This is a genomic window from Trabulsiella odontotermitis, assembly GCF_030053895.1.
Taxonomy (GTDB): domain Bacteria; phylum Pseudomonadota; class Gammaproteobacteria; order Enterobacterales; family Enterobacteriaceae; genus Trabulsiella; species Trabulsiella odontotermitis_C.
Genome location: NZ_CP125781.1, coordinates 3,420,629 through 3,435,863, shown reverse-complemented (window position 1 = coordinate 3,435,863; position 15,235 = coordinate 3,420,629). Strand labels below are relative to the sequence as shown.

General features: G+C 54.2%; 16 protein-coding genes. 3 read left to right on the top strand and 13 right to left on the bottom strand.

What is annotated here, in order from left to right:
* Positions 1-24: 24 nt before the first annotated feature.
* Positions 25-378: a DUF1428 domain-containing protein gene (locus tag QMG90_RS16260; protein WP_038155045.1), complete on the top strand. Its 354-nt coding sequence runs from the start codon at positions 25-27 to the stop codon at positions 376-378.
* A gap of 44 nt (positions 379-422) precedes the next feature.
* Here the strand turns inward: QMG90_RS16260 and QMG90_RS16255 are convergent, their stop codons facing one another.
* Positions 423-1,244 carry a nickel/cobalt efflux protein RcnA gene (locus tag QMG90_RS16255; RefSeq protein ID WP_283280676.1) on the bottom strand — a complete coding sequence of 274 codons (822 nt, stop codon included), beginning with the start codon at positions 1,242-1,244 and terminating at the stop codon, positions 423-425.
* A gap of 133 nt (positions 1,245-1,377) precedes the next feature.
* Here QMG90_RS16255 and QMG90_RS16250 point away from each other — a divergent pair, with 133 nt between their 5' ends.
* Positions 1,378-1,650: a metal/formaldehyde-sensitive transcriptional repressor gene (locus QMG90_RS16250; protein WP_283280674.1), complete on the top strand. Its 273-nt coding sequence runs from the start codon at positions 1,378-1,380 to the stop codon at positions 1,648-1,650.
* Positions 1,651-1,653: 3 nt separating this feature from the next.
* Here the strand turns inward: QMG90_RS16250 and QMG90_RS16245 are convergent, their stop codons facing one another.
* The 12 genes from QMG90_RS16245 to acrA all read right to left on the bottom strand — a co-directional run bounded on the left by QMG90_RS16245 (position 1,654) and on the right by acrA (position 14,379).
* The gene (locus QMG90_RS16245; RefSeq protein ID WP_283283987.1) at positions 1,654-2,199 is read right to left on the bottom strand and encodes a flavin reductase family protein; all 546 of its coding nucleotides are present in this window, start codon (positions 2,197-2,199) and stop codon (positions 1,654-1,656) included.
* Between the two features lie 41 nt (positions 2,200-2,240).
* Positions 2,241-3,800, bottom strand: a complete 1,560-nt coding sequence (locus tag QMG90_RS16240; protein WP_283280673.1) for an EAL domain-containing protein — start codon at positions 3,798-3,800, stop codon at positions 2,241-2,243.
* 117 nt (positions 3,801-3,917) lie between these two features.
* A complete protein-coding gene (locus QMG90_RS16235; protein WP_283280671.1) occupies positions 3,918-4,577 on the bottom strand; it encodes a methionine ABC transporter permease in 660 nt (219 codons plus the stop codon).
* Positions 4,574-5,365, bottom strand: coding sequence for a methionine ABC transporter ATP-binding protein (locus tag QMG90_RS16230; RefSeq protein ID WP_283280670.1), 792 nt, complete (start codon positions 5,363-5,365; stop codon positions 4,574-4,576). The genes QMG90_RS16235 and QMG90_RS16230 overlap by 4 nt, the downstream gene beginning before the upstream one ends.
* Positions 5,362-6,168: a MetQ/NlpA family ABC transporter substrate-binding protein gene (locus QMG90_RS16225; protein ID WP_283280669.1), complete on the bottom strand. Its 807-nt coding sequence runs from the start codon at positions 6,166-6,168 to the stop codon at positions 5,362-5,364. The genes QMG90_RS16230 and QMG90_RS16225 overlap by 4 nt, the downstream gene beginning before the upstream one ends.
* Positions 6,169-6,188: 20 nt before the next feature.
* Positions 6,189-7,217, bottom strand: a complete 1,029-nt coding sequence (locus tag QMG90_RS16220) for an isopenicillin N synthase family dioxygenase (protein ID WP_283280668.1) — start codon at positions 7,215-7,217, stop codon at positions 6,189-6,191.
* A gap of 219 nt (positions 7,218-7,436) precedes the next feature.
* Positions 7,437-8,138, bottom strand: coding sequence for a GNAT family N-acetyltransferase (locus QMG90_RS16215; RefSeq protein ID WP_283280667.1), 702 nt, complete (start codon positions 8,136-8,138; stop codon positions 7,437-7,439).
* Between the two features lie 78 nt (positions 8,139-8,216).
* Positions 8,217-8,678: a YlaC family protein gene (locus tag QMG90_RS16210; protein ID WP_283280665.1), complete on the bottom strand. Its 462-nt coding sequence runs from the start codon at positions 8,676-8,678 to the stop codon at positions 8,217-8,219.
* Between the two features lie 208 nt (positions 8,679-8,886).
* The gene (locus QMG90_RS16205) at positions 8,887-9,105 is read right to left on the bottom strand and encodes an HHA domain-containing protein (RefSeq protein WP_054180432.1); all 219 of its coding nucleotides are present in this window, start codon (positions 9,103-9,105) and stop codon (positions 8,887-8,889) included.
* A 26-nt stretch (positions 9,106-9,131) separates the two neighbouring features.
* Positions 9,132-9,506, bottom strand: a complete 375-nt coding sequence (gene tomB, locus QMG90_RS16200; protein WP_054180431.1) for an Hha toxicity modulator TomB — start codon at positions 9,504-9,506, stop codon at positions 9,132-9,134.
* Between the two features lie 507 nt (positions 9,507-10,013).
* Entirely contained in the window at positions 10,014-13,163 is a 3,150-nt protein-coding gene (acrB, locus tag QMG90_RS16195) for a multidrug efflux RND transporter permease subunit AcrB (RefSeq protein WP_283280664.1), read from the bottom strand.
* 22 nt (positions 13,164-13,185) lie between these two features.
* Positions 13,186-14,379, bottom strand: a complete 1,194-nt coding sequence (acrA, locus tag QMG90_RS16190) for a multidrug efflux RND transporter periplasmic adaptor subunit AcrA (protein WP_283280663.1) — start codon at positions 14,377-14,379, stop codon at positions 13,186-13,188.
* A gap of 142 nt (positions 14,380-14,521) precedes the next feature.
* Here acrA and acrR point away from each other — a divergent pair, with 142 nt between their 5' ends.
* Positions 14,522-15,166, top strand: coding sequence for a multidrug efflux transporter transcriptional repressor AcrR (gene acrR, locus QMG90_RS16185; RefSeq protein WP_283280662.1), 645 nt, complete (start codon positions 14,522-14,524; stop codon positions 15,164-15,166).
* Positions 15,167-15,235: the final 69 nt, after the last annotated feature.

The window sequence follows — 15,235 nt, the reverse complement described above, 5'->3', positions numbered from 1 at the left end:
ACTGCTCACTTCGGAGGTTCTCTCATGAAGTATGTTGATGGTTTTGTTGTTGCCGTACCGGCGAAAAATAAGGAGGAGTATCGCCAGATGGCGGCAAAAGCGGCGCCGTTGTTTAAGGAATTTGGCGCCACCCGCGTGGTGGAATGTTGGGCAGACGATGTCCCTGACGGGAAACTGACCGATTTCCGCATGGCGGTAAAAGCGGAGGACGACGAAGAGGTGGTTTTCAGTTGGATTGAGTACCCCTCGAAAGAGGTGCGCGATGCCGCGAACGCCAAAATGATGGCCGACCCACGGATGAAAGAGTTCGGTGAGACAATGCCGTTTGACGGCAAACGTATGATCTACGGCGGCTTTGCGCCACTTCTCGACGAGTAGTTTGTCTGGCTGTGCGGCGTGACCGCCAGCCAGTTGTCTGCGTTTTATTGAATGCCGCTCAGGCCATGCACCATCATGTAAATCCCCACAGCGATGATCAGCACGCCTGAAATCCACGGCGCTTTCTGCGACAGCTCACCAAACCCTTTCCAGCGCGATGAAACGTGCTTCAGGCTCAACGCCGCTACGGCACCGGAGGCGACCAGCGTCAGCGCCAGCCCGACGCTAAAGCTGAGCACCAGCGTGGCACCCAGCGCCACCTGCTTTAGTTGCAGGCAAATCAGCAAAACGGTGATCGACGCCGGGCAGGGGATCAACCCACCGGTCAGGCCAAACAGCGCAATCTGCCCGGTAGTGACGTTTTGCCCCTGAAAACGACGGTTGATCTCTTTCGCATGAGCGAAGGCGTGCGCATCCAGCCCTTCAGCCGTCACCAGTTCATCATGATGGTGGTGGTGATCGTGGTGATGGTCGTGATCATGATGATGGTCATGGTCATGGTCATGATGCGCGTGATCGTCCGGCTGCGTCGCACGCCAGGTACGCCACAGCATCCAGACGGCGATCAAAATAATGACAATCCCGGAGATCAGCTGGAACCAGGGCTCTGAGGTTTGTGCATCCCAGCCGCGGCCAAACCACATTCCCGCCATGGCAATGATCCAGACAACAAGCGTATGCGACACCGTCGCCGCCAGTCCCAGCAATACCGCCTGTTTGAGTGTTCCCCGGATTGCCACAATAAAAGCGGCCATCATCGTTTTTGAGTGGCCGGGTTCCAGCCCGTGCAGCGCACCGAGTAAAATCGCGCTGGGAATGAACAGCCAGGCGTTTCCCTGCTGAAGCAATGAGGAGAAGTCGTTCATAGAAAAGATCCTTGCCATAAAGTGGCGTTATCATACTCCCCCCGAGTATAATTATACTACCCCCCAGTAGAAAAATACGCCGCAGAGGGAGAGCATGATATGCTGGCAACCGAATTAACAGCAGGATCCCGCTATGTCGCATACCGTTCGTCACAAGAAGATGTTATTGACTCGCCTGAAGAAAATTCAGGGGCAGAGCAGTGCGCTGGAAAAAATGCTCAATCGCGAGCATGAGTGTGCAGAAGTCCTGCAACAGCTCGCCGCGATCCGCGGAGCGGTGAACGGCATGATGCTGCAGGTGATTCAGGGGCATCTGACCGATCATGTGGTCAAAGAATCCGCCGAAGAACAGCGCGAGGCGGATCTCGAGATAGTGATGCAGGTGATCAAATCCTATCTGAAATAGGGTTTACGACACCTTAGTGAACAGCTTGCGGCGGTCGATCACCTCGCCATCCGTACGGAACAGCCCGCCACCAGGATAGTGCAGCGTTTGCGGCCAGGCGGGCTCAGGTTTAACGCGGGCCGCCACCACTTCGAAAATAAAAAAGTTGTAGTTATCGACCAACGCATCGTCGTATAAACGGCACTCAAAATTGCCGTGACATTCGGCTATTGCGCTGGCGTGAACATGTTCGCATTTTTCCGCCGTCAGGCCGAATTCAGCAAATTTATCGATGCGATCACCGTCGCAATTACCGATCTTCGCCACCGTGTCGACCATGCTGACATCAGGCAAATTTATCACGCACTCGCCACTCTGGCGGATCATGTCAAAGCTGATATTCCCGGCGGAGATCATGCAGCCAATCAGCGATGGGGTGAATTCCAGAATCGTGTGCCAGCCGAGGGTCATTATGTTATTCCGGCCCTGCCAGCGGCTGCTGACCAGTACCACCGGGCCGGGTTCCAGCCAGTGGCGGACGTCGTGTAACGGCCATGGTTTTTTTTGCATCATGGTTAATCCTCATCAGGAGAACACCATGACGGTGAGGCTCACGGTGCTCTGAGGTTCTCTTCTGCCCACAGAATAAAATCTGTTTTAGGCAGCGCCTTACTGTACAACCAGCCCTGACCGTACTGCACACCATGCGCCCGCAGCCAGTCGCGCTGGGCTGTCGTTTCCACACCTTCGGCAACCATCGCCAGATTCAACGATTTTGCCATCTCAATAATATGCGGCGTCACCTGCTTATATTCCAGCGCATCGACAAAAGACTTGTCGATTTTGAGCGTGTCCACGTCCAGATCCTGCAAATAGCGCAGGCTGGAATAGCCGGTGCCGAAATCATCAATATAGATGGCGTGGCCGTTTTTACGGTATCGGGTCAGTACCGGCAGCGTTGCGTTCGGATCGGCAAACCCGCGTTCGGTCAGCTCAAGAGCGATTTGCGACGGCGCCAGCTGCCAGTGGTTGAGCTGTTTGCTGAGAAACGCCGCCAGCGAGGGCGACAGCAAATCCTCAACCGACAGGTTGATCGAGACGTGAAAATCCGGGTGCTGTTGCAGCCACTTGCCCAGATCCTGGAATACACGGGCAATGACCCGCTCGGTGAGTCGGGTAATCAACCCGGTCTGTTCTGCCAGCGGAATGAAAATCTCTGGCGACAGCCAGCTACCGTCCGGTTGTTGCCAGCGCGCCAGCGCTTCGGCGCCGACGATTTTGCCGCTGCTCAGCGACACAATCGGCTGGTAATGTACCGAGATTTCGTTGGCGTTGATCGCATCCAGCATCCGGTGATGAGGCGACTGTAAACGGCGCAGCAACCGCACGATAAAAAAGCAGGTTAACAGGCTGACCAGAACGCCGATTGGCATCCACACCAGTAACTGACGATGCCACTGCATTTTCAGCGGTGTAACCGATGACCAGGTCAGGATCGCCAGACCGAGTTCCGGGTATTCCCGCAGATTATAAAGCGAGTTTTTGTTTTCCAGCGTCGACAGTTGTTCTTTCGTCATTCGCCGCCAGACGCTCAGATCAACCGGCTGCGTCGAGGCGATCACGCGTTGTCCTTTGCTGCCGATCAGCGCAGTCTCAATCTCATTGGTGCCCGCCGGAAGCACGTCAATCAGCGAGGCGGGATCGATCATTACCATGTAGTTTCCCGATCCCATCGCGCCCATAAAATGCTTTATACCGAGGTCGTTTTGCTGAGTTAACCAGGCTTTGTAGCCGTCCGCTGTCACGCTATCGGGAGGAGGAAAGGTGATCTCCGGACTATGGCGCTCAAGCGATGAACATTGCGGCACCGCGTTTTCTGTCCACAGGACTTCCTGGACATAGCGGTGAACATACGAAATCTGACGCATCGAACGCAGATGCGCTGTGCTGCAGGGGACGCCAGTGAATTCATTCGCCTCGACCAGCGCCTCTTTTGCCTGTTGCGTTACCATGTTAGTGCGCATCAGCACCCGATCGGTGTACGACTCCAGCTCCTTGATAAAGACTTCATTAGCCTGACGATTCGCCAGCCAGACGCTGAGAATGATGGGAGCAAAAACAGAGAGGATCAAAACACCTGTCACCAGGCTCACCAGATGTCGCGTCGTCACAGACCTTCCCTTCTAAAAGGCTGATATCAGTAAAACAATTATACGCGATGGTAGAAAATCCTCCTTGTGAAAACAGAGGAATTGGGGGCCGTATGAGGGGAACCCGGCGGCGAATATTTAGCGACGATGCGCCAGCGAGCGCACCAGCCGATCGCCAGCCATTTGTACGCCCTGCACCAGTAACACGAGGATGGCGACGGTGCCAAACATGATCTGATTATTAAAGCGCTGATAACCGTAGCGGATCGCCAGATCGCCAAGCCCGCCGCCGCCAATGACGCCTGCCATCGACGAGAAACCAATCAGCATCACCACGGTTAAAGTAATGGCTGCCAGCAGCGTCGGTAGCGCTTCGGGCAGCAATGCTTTGGCGATCACCTGCCAGAGATTACCGCCCATCGACAAAATCGCTTCAATGCGACCGTAATCCACTTCATCGAGCGCGTTCTCCGTCAGGCGTGCGAAAAACGGAAACGCGCCGATAGTGACCGGAACTATGGCCGCCGTGCTGCCAAGCGTTGTGCCGACCAGCAGTCGGGTGAAAGGGATCATGGCGATCAGCAACACAATAAACGGCAGCGAACGGCCGATGTTAATGATAGCCCCCAGAACAGCATTGATTTTTGGCAGCGGCAGCAATCCGTCCCGGCGCGAAACGAACAGCAGTACGCCGAGCGGCAGGCCGATGAGTACGGTGAACAGTGCGGCAAAGCCTACCATATACAACGTCTCCAGCGTGCCGTTCAGCAGCACCGGCCACAAGTCTTCCCAGCTCATGCGACTCCCCATAACAGCCTCCTGTCGACGTTGTGACGCGCCAGAAAGCGCCGTTCGGCGTCCGGGTCGGTCAGTAGCGCCTGGCGCAGACGCGACCACGGCGACACCAGCAAATCAGCAATGCGCCCGCTTTCAATCAGCTCGCCGTTTTCCAGCAGGGCGGCGTGATCGCAAAGGGTTTTGACCACCTCCAGTTGATGGGTAATCAGGACGATCGTCAGGCCAAGCTGCTGGTTAATTTGCGCCAGCAGGGACAGCACCGACGCAGTGGTTTCCGGATCGAGGGCGCTGGTGGCTTCGTCGCACAGCAGCACGTCGGGCCGTGCCGCCAGCGCTCTGGCGATACCGACGCGCTGTTTCTGTCCGCCAGAAAGCTGCGATGGAAAGGCGGCGGCTTTTTCGCTGAGCCCGACCAGCGAAAGCAGTTCCGTCACCCGTGCCTGCCGCCGGGCTTTGGGTTCCCCGGCAATCTCCAGCGGAACAGCGATGTTATCGGCCACGTTGCGGGCGTGCAGTAAATTGAAGTGCTGAAAAATCATCCCGGTACGCAGCCGGTGTGCCCGCAGCGCACGGCTGTCAAGCAGGCTGATGTCCACGCCATCGAACAGCACCCGGCCCGAGGAGGGGCGTTCCAGCATATTCAGACAGCGGATCAGGGTGCTCTTTCCTGCGCCGCTTCGACCCAGGATGCCGTAAATAGCGCCGTGCGGGATCGCCAGCGAGATGTCCTGAAGCGCCGGTCGGCCTGTTCCGGCATACTGCTTGCTCAGCCCTTCAATCTGGATCATGACTGTGGCGTCGCTACCGGGATCACCGAGCCGTTGTAATGCTGACGAATAAACGCTGCCACCTGCGGCGAGGCCAGATCTTTCGCCAGTTCTTTAATGCGCGGATCGTTCTCCAGTTGCGGTGTAGTGACCAGAATATTGGCGTACGGATTGTGCTCCGCCTTCTCCAGCCCCAGCGCATCTTTGGCTGGCGACAGGCCCGCTTCCAGCGCGTAGTTACCGTTGATCACCGCGAGGTCAACATCGTCCAGCGAGCGGGGAATTTGTGGTGATTCAATTTCCAGGATCTTCAGTTTTTTCGGGTTATCGACGATGTCTTTCGGCGTCGCCAGCGTGGTTGCCGGATCGGTGAATTTCGCGTTGAGTCTGATAAGCCCCTGGCTTTGCAACAGGAACAGCGAACGGCTCAGGTTGGTGGCGTTATTCGGTACAGCAACCGTGGCACCGTCAGGCAGCGATGTAAAATCTTTATGTTTGTGGGAATAGATCCCGAGCGGCTCAATATGCACCGTCGCGGCGACGGCAAACGTCTTGCCCAGCGCCTTTTCCTGATCTTTCAGATAGGGCAGATGCTGGAAATAGTTAGCGTCCACGTCGCCATTCGCCAGCAGTTCGTTGGCGTTCACGCCGCTGGTCAGTTCGACGATTTTCAGATCCAGTTTCGGATCCTGCTTTTTGATGAAGTTAAGGATTTCGGCGTGCGGCACCGGATCGGCGGCAATGCGCAAGGCGTCGGCCTGTGCGCCCCATGCCAGTGAAAGCGCCAGCGTAACCCCTGCCAGTCTGAAAGCGGCATTTTTCATGATGTTATTCCTGTTGTTATTTAAGCGATTAACTGTTCAGTACGTTCGCGCAACACGTCGCGATAGTAGCGTTCGGCCACATCCGGGTGCGATCGCAGCCGTCCTTTGAGGTAATTCCAGCCCACATCGCGCAGCAGCGGATTTTGCGGATCGCTTTGCGGCCCGGGGGCTTCTTTTGCCAGCACATCCGGCAGCGCATAGACAGGCACCACAGCATCCAGCTGTGCGCCGAGGAAGAAGGCAATCGACAACCGTTCCTGATCCGCAGGTGGTGAGACGACGCGGTGAACCGTGGCGCGCAGATAACCATTGGTTGCCAGTTCCAGCAGTTCGCCGATGTTCACGACAAAACTGCCGGGCAGCGGCGCGGCATCAATCCATTCACCTTCGCTGACTTCCACCTGCAATCCTTTTTGCTCATCCTGCAGCAGAAAACTGAGGAAGCCGGAATCTTTATGCGCGCCCACACCCTGCGAACTCTGGTTTTCCTGCTGCCCGGGGTAGCGGATCAATTTGATATGTTCGTTGGGTTTTTCGCCGTACAGCGCATCGAACGCTGTGACCGGCAGAGAGAGCGCTTCGGCAAACGCGCGCAGCAGATCGATTGCCATGCCGGTCATAGCCTGTTGCCACGTCAGCAGCGCGGGTTTCAGTGTCGGCAGGGCGGCAGGCCAGAGATTAGGACCCTGAAGCTGTTGCCAGCGGGGAGCATCATCAGCCAACTGGAGGGCAGGGCGTTCGGCACCGATGTCGAACTGTTCGCGCCAGTCGGGTTGCCCGCGGGTCAGTTCGGCAGCTGCCCGGTTGTAGCCGCGAAAATGGGGCGAGTGGATCATCGCCACCTGCTGTTTTTGCGTCTCGCTGAGGGCAAAAAAGCGTCGGGCTTCCTGCTGCAACGTCAGTTGCAGTTTGTCTTCAATACCGTGATTTGTGAGATAGAAAAAGCCGACATCACGCGCGGCGTGGCGCAGTTGTTGCAGGAACGCAGGGCGTTCGGCGGGATTATGGTAGCGGGCAAAGTCCAGTACGGGCAGCGTGGTAATACTCATTGTTGTCTCCTGAAAACAGGGGCGATGAAAATAGTCGTCTGGGGAGCGTCGGGGGGTAACAACAGCGCTGCATGGTGAATTCCTCGTCATGGGGTTCTGTACGCAGAGTGCCTGAAGCGGAATTTTTCAACCAATACCGTTCTTTTCTAACTTATGACAGCGTGGGGTTCGGTGCTTTTGCATAAAACGCATAACGCAAAGGCACCGGTGCGGGGAGGATTACTGGCGACAGCTTTCCAGCGTATTTAACTGTTTGCCGTCGTCGGTGAAGTTGTCGGCTGAGAGCCATTTGCGAAAAGCGCGATCGAGGGCAGGCCACTCTTTGTCAATAATGGAAAACCAGTCGGTATCGCGATTATGACCTTTGGCTACCAGCGCCTGGCGGAACCGTCCTTCATACTGAAATCCCAGTCGTGCTGCCGCGAGGCGCGACGGCTCATTGAGGCTGTTGCATTTCCATTCATAGCGTCGATAACCGAGCGTGTCGAAGGCGTAACGCATCAGCAGCCACTGGGCTTCTGTTGACAACGGCGTGCGCGTCATCAGGGAAGAGAAATGTACGCTACCGACCTCCATGACGCCATTTCTGGCATCAATGCGCATCAGGGCCAGCGAGCCGACCGGGGCGTCTGTTTGTTTGTCGATTACCGCGAAATGGAGCGGATCCTGCAACGTGCTTATGCTCTCAACCCAACGGGTAAAATCTTCAACACTGGTATCCGGCTCGCGTGCAAGCCACGTCCAGCTACGGGTGTCGGGTGACAGGGCATAGGCAGAAAACAACGCGCTGGCGTGGCGAACCTGCAGCGGTTCAAGACGACATAAACGTCCTTCCAGGATCACGCGTTCAGGACAGGGGCGTGGCTGCCAGTCGGGGAGCGCGTCGCCAACAGGCTGGCCAAACTGATTAAGCTGAGTCATGGGAATATCCTTATGGGAACACGCTATGAGCGTATGCTGTTCCGCGCCGGATGGAAAGGTGCAGCGTGAGGGCCAGCGTTAGCTGGCACGGGTCAGGGTATAGATATCATAGAAAGAGAGTTCGCCTTTGGTGGCGATCATTTTTTGCAACTGCGACTTTTGCTGTTCCGCGACGTCCGGCGACTGGAGAATACGGTCAATTAACTGCGCAGGCACGAAACGGGTGTTGTACCATTCGCCGTTATAGCAAACGCGGAAATCCAGCACGTCGATATCTTCATAGTGATAACGCGGGTAGACGTCGAAAAAGAAAAAACCGTTCAACAGAATAAACAGTACCAGCAACAGCCAGACCGAATCGGCCAGCGTTTCGCTGCGCAGCATCACAATCAGCGTGGCCAGAAACGCTGCGTACATGCCGAGAAACAGTCCCGGATGATTACGAATAAAACTGATACTGAAACGCGGTCGGTTGTCGCGCTTTTCCTGAAGATTGAGCTCATCAATGGTATTGGTGAGCAGCCGCTGGATCTCTGTCATCCGAACCTCGGGTTATGCTATATAGGGAAACGGCCTATTTTATGTTGCGAAAACCAAGGCGAAAAGTAACAGATTGGTTGCGGAAAAGCATAACAGTTGACTGCAAAAACTGTTTGCAGGGAACAATCCCGACGATGCTGTGTGTACGCAGAGGCCACGAGCCTGGAAGCAGAAACGAAGACAAACATACGGTGAAGTGAACGCAAAATTACCGGATAAACTTCCATACGGAGGTCGGGATCTTGTCGTAAAGTTTATTCATCGTCAATTCAGCGAGACGATGATCGGCCGCTGAGTAAAATACAGCCAGTTCATTGTCGGGAAGTTCATATTTATTTTTTTCGATCACACGCTCAAGGGTATCAATAGACTGGCAACGTCGCAGACGCAACAAATAATCATTTTTGGTTAATGGCTTATCTGACATAAATTCACCTGTTGTTTGTAATATCTTTAACATGAGAGACTGACGGGGTTAGCCCGGCTCGCATTGGTGAAACAACGAAAAAGTCTGTTCCCGGACTTCCGCCATTTCTGCAGATCTTCTGCATTAATCCCATAGTTACCGAACAACATAAAAGTGTCGTCTAGGTATTCATCAATCTGAGCAATCAGTTTATTGTCTTCATTGTACTTAATTTTATAATTAAGTGCGAAGGTCGCAATGTGCTCAATCAGCTCATTCAACTGAAGATTAACCGCAGAGGTCGGGTCGTTAACCCATCCGTGGTTGCTCTCCTCGAGGTTAGCAAGGCAATCATGATACAGGGTCTCACAGAGAAATTTAAGCTGTGCGATATCATGTCTTTTTGGCGAATATTCGTCCATAACGCATCCCCTTATGAGTGGTATACACGACGACGATCAAACACCGTTTCGGGATGGAGACTACTGACTGACCTGAGGCATTAGCTGTAAACCTGATTAGCTATTACTATAATCTACTCTTATAAAGATTTCACTGGCCTATTACGAAAAATTACAAATATTCGATGTAATTAAAGTTAATCTTCCGGCGCAGTAAGTAAAACTAAACCTTCTGACCCTGGATTAAAGGCAAAGTTCCATGTATGGCCCTTTCAATTCATTAACTTAGTATTATTACTCACAATTTAATGACAATTCTTAGCGTGAACACTCAGCCAGGAATATTCCTGGTGGTCCGCGCAGTTCTCTGAGAAAGCATATTTAGCCCACACTGAGAAAAGGGAAAAGTCTCTATAATGTATATTATATACTTTAATCACCTTATCTTAAATAAACGTTAACGCAATAAATTCATTTTGGGATTCAGACGAAAAAAAGGGCCGCAAACGCGGCCCCTGGTCGGCAGGATTAGTGATGCTCAACCGTATGGCTGTGCTCAATATCCTCGTTTTTGCGGTTAAAGCGGCGGCGAACCACCACGAAGAACACCGGTACGAAGAAGATAGCGAGAATGGTGGCGGTCACCATCCCGCCCATCACGCCGGTACCAACGGCGTTCTGCGCACCGGAGCCTGCACCGGTGCTGATAACCAGCGGCAGTACCCCGAGGATGAACGCCAGCGAGGTCATCAGGATTGGACGCAGACGCATACGAACCGCTTCCAGCGTCGCTTCAATCAGACCTTTGCCCTCTTTCTCCATCAGATCTTTGGCGAATTCGACGATCAATATCGCGTTCTTCGCCGACAAGCCAATGGTTGTCAGCAGGCCCACCTGGAAGTAAACGTCGTTGGTCAACCCACGGAAGGTCGCCGCCAGCAGCGCACCGATAACCCCCAGCGGCACCACCAGCATAACCGAGAACGGAATCGACCAGCTCTCGTATAGTGCGGCCAGACAGAGGAAGACCACAATCAGCGAGATGGCGTACAGCGACGGTGCCTGGTTGCCGGAGAGGCGTTCCTGATAGGACATACCCGTCCAGTCATAACCGATACCGGTCGGCAGTTTACCCGCCAGTTCTTCCATCATCGCCATGGCTTCACCGGTACTCTTGCCGGGTGCGGCCTGGCCCAGAATTTCCATTGATGGCAGACCGTTATAACGCTCCAGACGCGGAGAACCGTATTCCCAGTGTGAGGTCGAGAATGCTGAGAACGGCACCATTTGCCCGTCGCTACCGCGCACGTACCAGTTGTTGATATCGTCCGGCAGCATGCGGTATTTCGCCTCAGACATCACGTACACTTTCTTCACACGACCACGGTCGATGAAGTCGTTGACGTAGCTACCGCCCCAGGCAGAGCCCAGCGTGGTATTGATGTCGCTAATGGAAACACCCAGTGCCTGCGCTTTTTCCTGATCGATATCGATCTTGTACTGCGGCGTATCTTCCAGGCCGTTAGGACGAACACCGACTAACAGGTCAGGATGTTTCGCAATCTCGCCAAACAGCTGGTTACGCGCCTGCGTCAGTTTTTCGTGACCGAGGTTCGCCTGGTCAATCAGCTCGAAGTCGAAGCCGGTCGCCGTACCCAGTTCCACAATAGCGGGCAGGTTAAAGGCGAAGACCATTGCATCTTTGATACCGGCGAAATGTCCGCTGGCGCGTTCGGCGATAGCGGGCACTTTGTTCTCTTCACCCGGACGCTCATCCCAGTTTTTCAGTGAGATAAACGCAAGACCGGAGTTCTGCCCACGACCGGAGAAACCGAAACCGTTAACGGTAAAGACGGAGTTAACGTTGTCTTTTTCGTTTTTCAGGTAGTAATCGGTCACTTCATCCAGCACTTTCTGCGTACGCTCCTGCGTCGCACCGGCGGGAAGCTGCGCCATGGTCAGGAACACGCCCTGGTCTTCGTCCGGCAGGAACGAACTGGGCAAGCGAACAAACAGAAACGCCATGCCTACCACGATGATGATATAGAGCAGCAGATAACGACCGGTGCTGCGCAGAATATTGCCTACGCTGTCGGTGTAATGGTGCGTGCTCTTTTCGAACATGCGGTTAAACCAGCCGAAGAAGCCTTTTTTGCCTTCGCCGTGATCGCCTTTCGCCACCGGTTTCAGCATCGTGGCGCAGAGGGCCGGGGTGAGGATCATCGCCACCAGTACTGACAGCACCATCGCGGAAACGATAGTGATCGAGAACTGACGGTAAATAGCCCCGGTCGAACCGCCGAAGAAGGCCATCGGAATGAACACCGCAGAAAGCACCATCGCGATACCCACCAGTGCGCCCTGAATCTGGCCCATGGATTTACGCGTGGCTTCTTTAGGCGGTAGCCCTTCTTCCATCATCACACGTTCGACGTTTTCCACCACGACGATGGCGTCATCCACGAGCAGACCTATCGCCAGCACCATCCCGAACATCGTGAGGGTGTTTATCGAGTAGCCAAACGCGGCGAGTATCGCAAACGTCCCTAACAGAACGACCGGCACCGCGATGGTTGGGATCAGCGTCGCACGGAAGTTTTGCAGGAACAGGTACATGACCAGGAACACCAGCACGATCGCTTCAACCAGCGTTTTCACCACTTCGTTAATGGAGATCTTAACAAACGGGGTGGTGTCGTACGGGTAAACCACTTTCAGGCCATGTGGGAAGTACGGTTCCAGTTTAGCGATGGTCGCACGTACCGCTTCAGCGGTATCCAGCGCGTTGGCACCGGTTGCCAGTTTAATCCCCAGACCGGAAGCTGGCTGGCCGTTAAAGCGGGCAATAACATCGTAGTTTTCACCACCCAGCTCGATTTTCGCCACATCACGCAGACGAACCTGAGAGCCATCCTGATTCACTTTCAGCAGGATTTTGCCGAACTCATCCGTATTGGTCAGACGGGTTTGCGCGATGATCGAGGCGTTAAGCTGCTGGCCTTTCACCGGCGGCGTACCACCGAGCTGGCCGGCCGCCACCTGGGCGTTCTGGGCTTTGATCGCGGTAATCACGTCAACCGGTGTTAACTGGAAATTATTCAGTTTGTTCGGATCCATCCAGATACGCATTGCGTACTGGGCGCCGAACAGCTGAACGTCACCGACACCGCTGGTACGGCTGACCGGATCTTTAATGGTCGCACCGACGTAGTCCGCGATGTCTTCCTGGGTCATGGAGCCATCGGTACTGATCATACCGAGAACCATCAGGAAGCTACTGGACGATTTCTCTACGCTTACCCCTTGTTGTTGAACTTCTTGCGGCAACAGCGGCATGGCCAGTTGCAGTTTGTTCTGCACCTGAACCTGCGCGATGTCGGCGTCTGTCCCGGAATCAAAGGTAATCGTAATCTGCACGGTACCAGAGGAATCACTGGCCGAGGACATGTACAACAGGTTATCGATACCGTTCATGTTCTGTTCGATAACCTGCGTAACGGTATCCTGGACCGTTTTCGCATCTGCGCCAGGGTAGGTTGCGGTGATCTGAATCGCGGGTGGCGCAATGGTAGGATATTGCGCCACTGGCAGCTTCAGGATCGCAAGCGCCCCTGCCAACATGATGATGATCGCGATAACCCACGCAAAGATGGGGCGATCGATAAAAAACTTAGCCATGTCTTAACGGCTCCTGTTTAAGTTAAGACTTAGGTTGTTCAGGCTGCTTGCCCGCTGCGGCTTGTTGGTTATTTTCCGCCGCGGCTTCCTGCGCTTGTACCTGAACACCAGGACGCACTTTTTGCAGTCCTGTCACAATGACGCGATCGCCAGATTTCAGACCCTCTGTCACCAGCCACTTGTCGCCAATCGCCTGCGTTGCCGTAATCTGGCGCACTTCGACTTTATCGCCTGCGCCAACGATCATTGCCGTCGCATCACCACGCGGTGTGCGGGTTACGCCCTGTTGCGGAACCAGCAAGGCCTCCGGATTAGTGCCTTCCTGCAGGCGGGCACGTACAAACATGCCTGGTAACAGGTAGCCATCTGGGTTCGGGAAGACAGCGCGCAGCGTGATAGAACCGGTCGTCTGATCAACGGTCACATCGGAGAATTCCAGCGTGCCTGACTGCGGTAGTGTTTTGCCTTCGCTGGTGACCAGTTCGACTTTCGCCTTACCGTTCTCCTGCTGCAGCTTGCCGCTCGCCAACTCTTCTTTCAGACGCAGGAAATCATTGCTTGATTGCGTCACATCCACATAGATCGGATCAAGTTGCTGCACGGTGGCCAGCGCCGTTGATTGCCCGTTCTGCACCAGTGCGCCTTCCGTGACAGCAGATTTGCCAATGCGGCCGCTGATAGGCGAGGTGACTTTGGTGTAGGCGAGGTTAATGCGCGCGGTTTCTACCGCGGCTTTTGCCGCGACCACAGCAGCGTTAGCCTGCTGGGAATCCGCGAGCGCGCTGTCGTAATCCTGTTGACTGATGTACTTGGTACCCAACAGTTTCTGATAACGTTTGACCGTCAGCGACGCGATGTTGGCGGCAGCCTGGGCTTTCGCCAGATCGCCTTTCGCGCTTTCATAAGTGGCCTGATAGGTTGCTGGATCAATCTGATACAGAGAGACACCGGCTTCGATATCACTACCTTCTACAAAGTTACGTTTCAGGATGATACCGCTGACCTGGGGACGAACTTCCGCAATACGGTATGCGCTGGTGCGGCCAGGGAGTTCAGTGGTGATCTGTAGAGGTTCTGATTTGAGCGTTACGACGCCAACGGCTGGCATCTGTTGCGCTCCTTGTTGAGCTGGTTTTTCGTCACATCCTGTTAGCGCTATGCCGCCTGAGAGCATCAGAACGATCGCCAGAGGCGTCAACCCTCTGTTTTTGTTCATATGGAAACCTCTAATGTCCGATTTCAAATTGATCAATGGATCAAATGTCCGCAAACCCATTGCTGCGTTTATATTATCGTCGTGCTATGGTACAAACATTCACAAATGTATGTAAATCTAACCCCTGTAAATTCACCGACATATGGCACGAAAAACCAAACAGCAAGCGCTCGAAACGCGACAACACATTCTGGATGTCGCGCTGCGTTTGTTTTCGCAGCAGGGAGTATCATCCACCTCACTGGCGGAGATTGCAAAAGCCGCTGGCGTCACGCGTGGAGCTATTTACTGGCATTTTAAAAACAAATCTGATGTATTCAGTGAGATCTGGGAGCTTTCAGAGTCGAGTATCAGCGATCTCGAAACTGAGTATCGGGCAAAATTCCCTGGGGATCCACTCTCAGTTTTAAGGGAAATACTAGTCTATATTCTTGAAGCTACAGTGATCGATGAGCGCCGACGCCTGATGATGGAGATTATTTTCCACAAATGTGAGTTCGTGGGCGAGATGGCGGCAGTGCAACAGGCGCAGCGTAGTCTGTGTCTCCAGAGTTACGATCGCATTGAACAGGCGCTGGAAGAGTGCATTCATGCCCGGCTCCTGCCCGCCAATTTGCTGACCCGCCGCTCGGCGATCCTGATGCGCAGCTACATCTCCGGCATTATGGAAAACTGGCTTTTCTCCCCTCAGCTGTTTGATCTCAAAAAAGAAGCGCGGGACTACGTCGCCATTTTGCTGGAAATGTATCAGTTTTGCCCGACGCTGCGTGCGCCACCAGCCGGGTAACGGCTTGTCGCCACACCAGGAATTTTCTTATCGTCTTTGGCTATTCGGCTGATGGCAGAAGTGCTATTC

Coding starts and splice junctions, on each gene's coding strand:
- QMG90_RS16250 (WP_283280674.1), top strand. CDS start 1,378: ATGTCGCATACCGTTCGTCACAAGAAGATGTTATTGACTCGCCTGAAG.
- QMG90_RS16225 (WP_283280669.1), bottom strand. CDS start 6,168: ATGAAAAATGCCGCTTTCAGACTGGCAGGGGTTACGCTGGCGCTTTCA.
- QMG90_RS16235 (WP_283280671.1), bottom strand. CDS start 4,577: ATGAGCTGGGAAGACTTGTGGCCGGTGCTGCTGAACGGCACGCTGGAG.
- QMG90_RS16215 (WP_283280667.1), bottom strand. CDS start 8,138: ATGACTCAGCTTAATCAGTTTGGCCAGCCTGTTGGCGACGCGCTCCCC.
- QMG90_RS16245 (WP_283283987.1), bottom strand. CDS start 2,199: ATGCAAAAAAAACCATGGCCGTTACACGACGTCCGCCACTGGCTGGAA.
- QMG90_RS16220 (WP_283280668.1), bottom strand. CDS start 7,217: ATGAGTATTACCACGCTGCCCGTACTGGACTTTGCCCGCTACCATAAT.
- acrB (WP_283280664.1), bottom strand. CDS start 13,163: ATGGCTAAGTTTTTTATCGATCGCCCCATCTTTGCGTGGGTTATCGCG.
- QMG90_RS16230 (WP_283280670.1), bottom strand. CDS start 5,365: ATGATCCAGATTGAAGGGCTGAGCAAGCAGTATGCCGGAACAGGCCGA.
- acrA (WP_283280663.1), bottom strand. CDS start 14,379: ATGAACAAAAACAGAGGGTTGACGCCTCTGGCGATCGTTCTGATGCTC.
- acrR (WP_283280662.1), top strand. CDS start 14,522: ATGGCACGAAAAACCAAACAGCAAGCGCTCGAAACGCGACAACACATT.
- QMG90_RS16255 (WP_283280676.1), bottom strand. CDS start 1,244: ATGAACGACTTCTCCTCATTGCTTCAGCAGGGAAACGCCTGGCTGTTC.
- tomB (WP_054180431.1), bottom strand. CDS start 9,506: ATGGACGAATATTCGCCAAAAAGACATGATATCGCACAGCTTAAATTT.
- QMG90_RS16210 (WP_283280665.1), bottom strand. CDS start 8,678: ATGACAGAGATCCAGCGGCTGCTCACCAATACCATTGATGAGCTCAAT.
- QMG90_RS16205 (WP_054180432.1), bottom strand. CDS start 9,105: ATGTCAGATAAGCCATTAACCAAAAATGATTATTTGTTGCGTCTGCGA.
- QMG90_RS16260 (WP_038155045.1), top strand. CDS start 25: ATGAAGTATGTTGATGGTTTTGTTGTTGCCGTACCGGCGAAAAATAAG.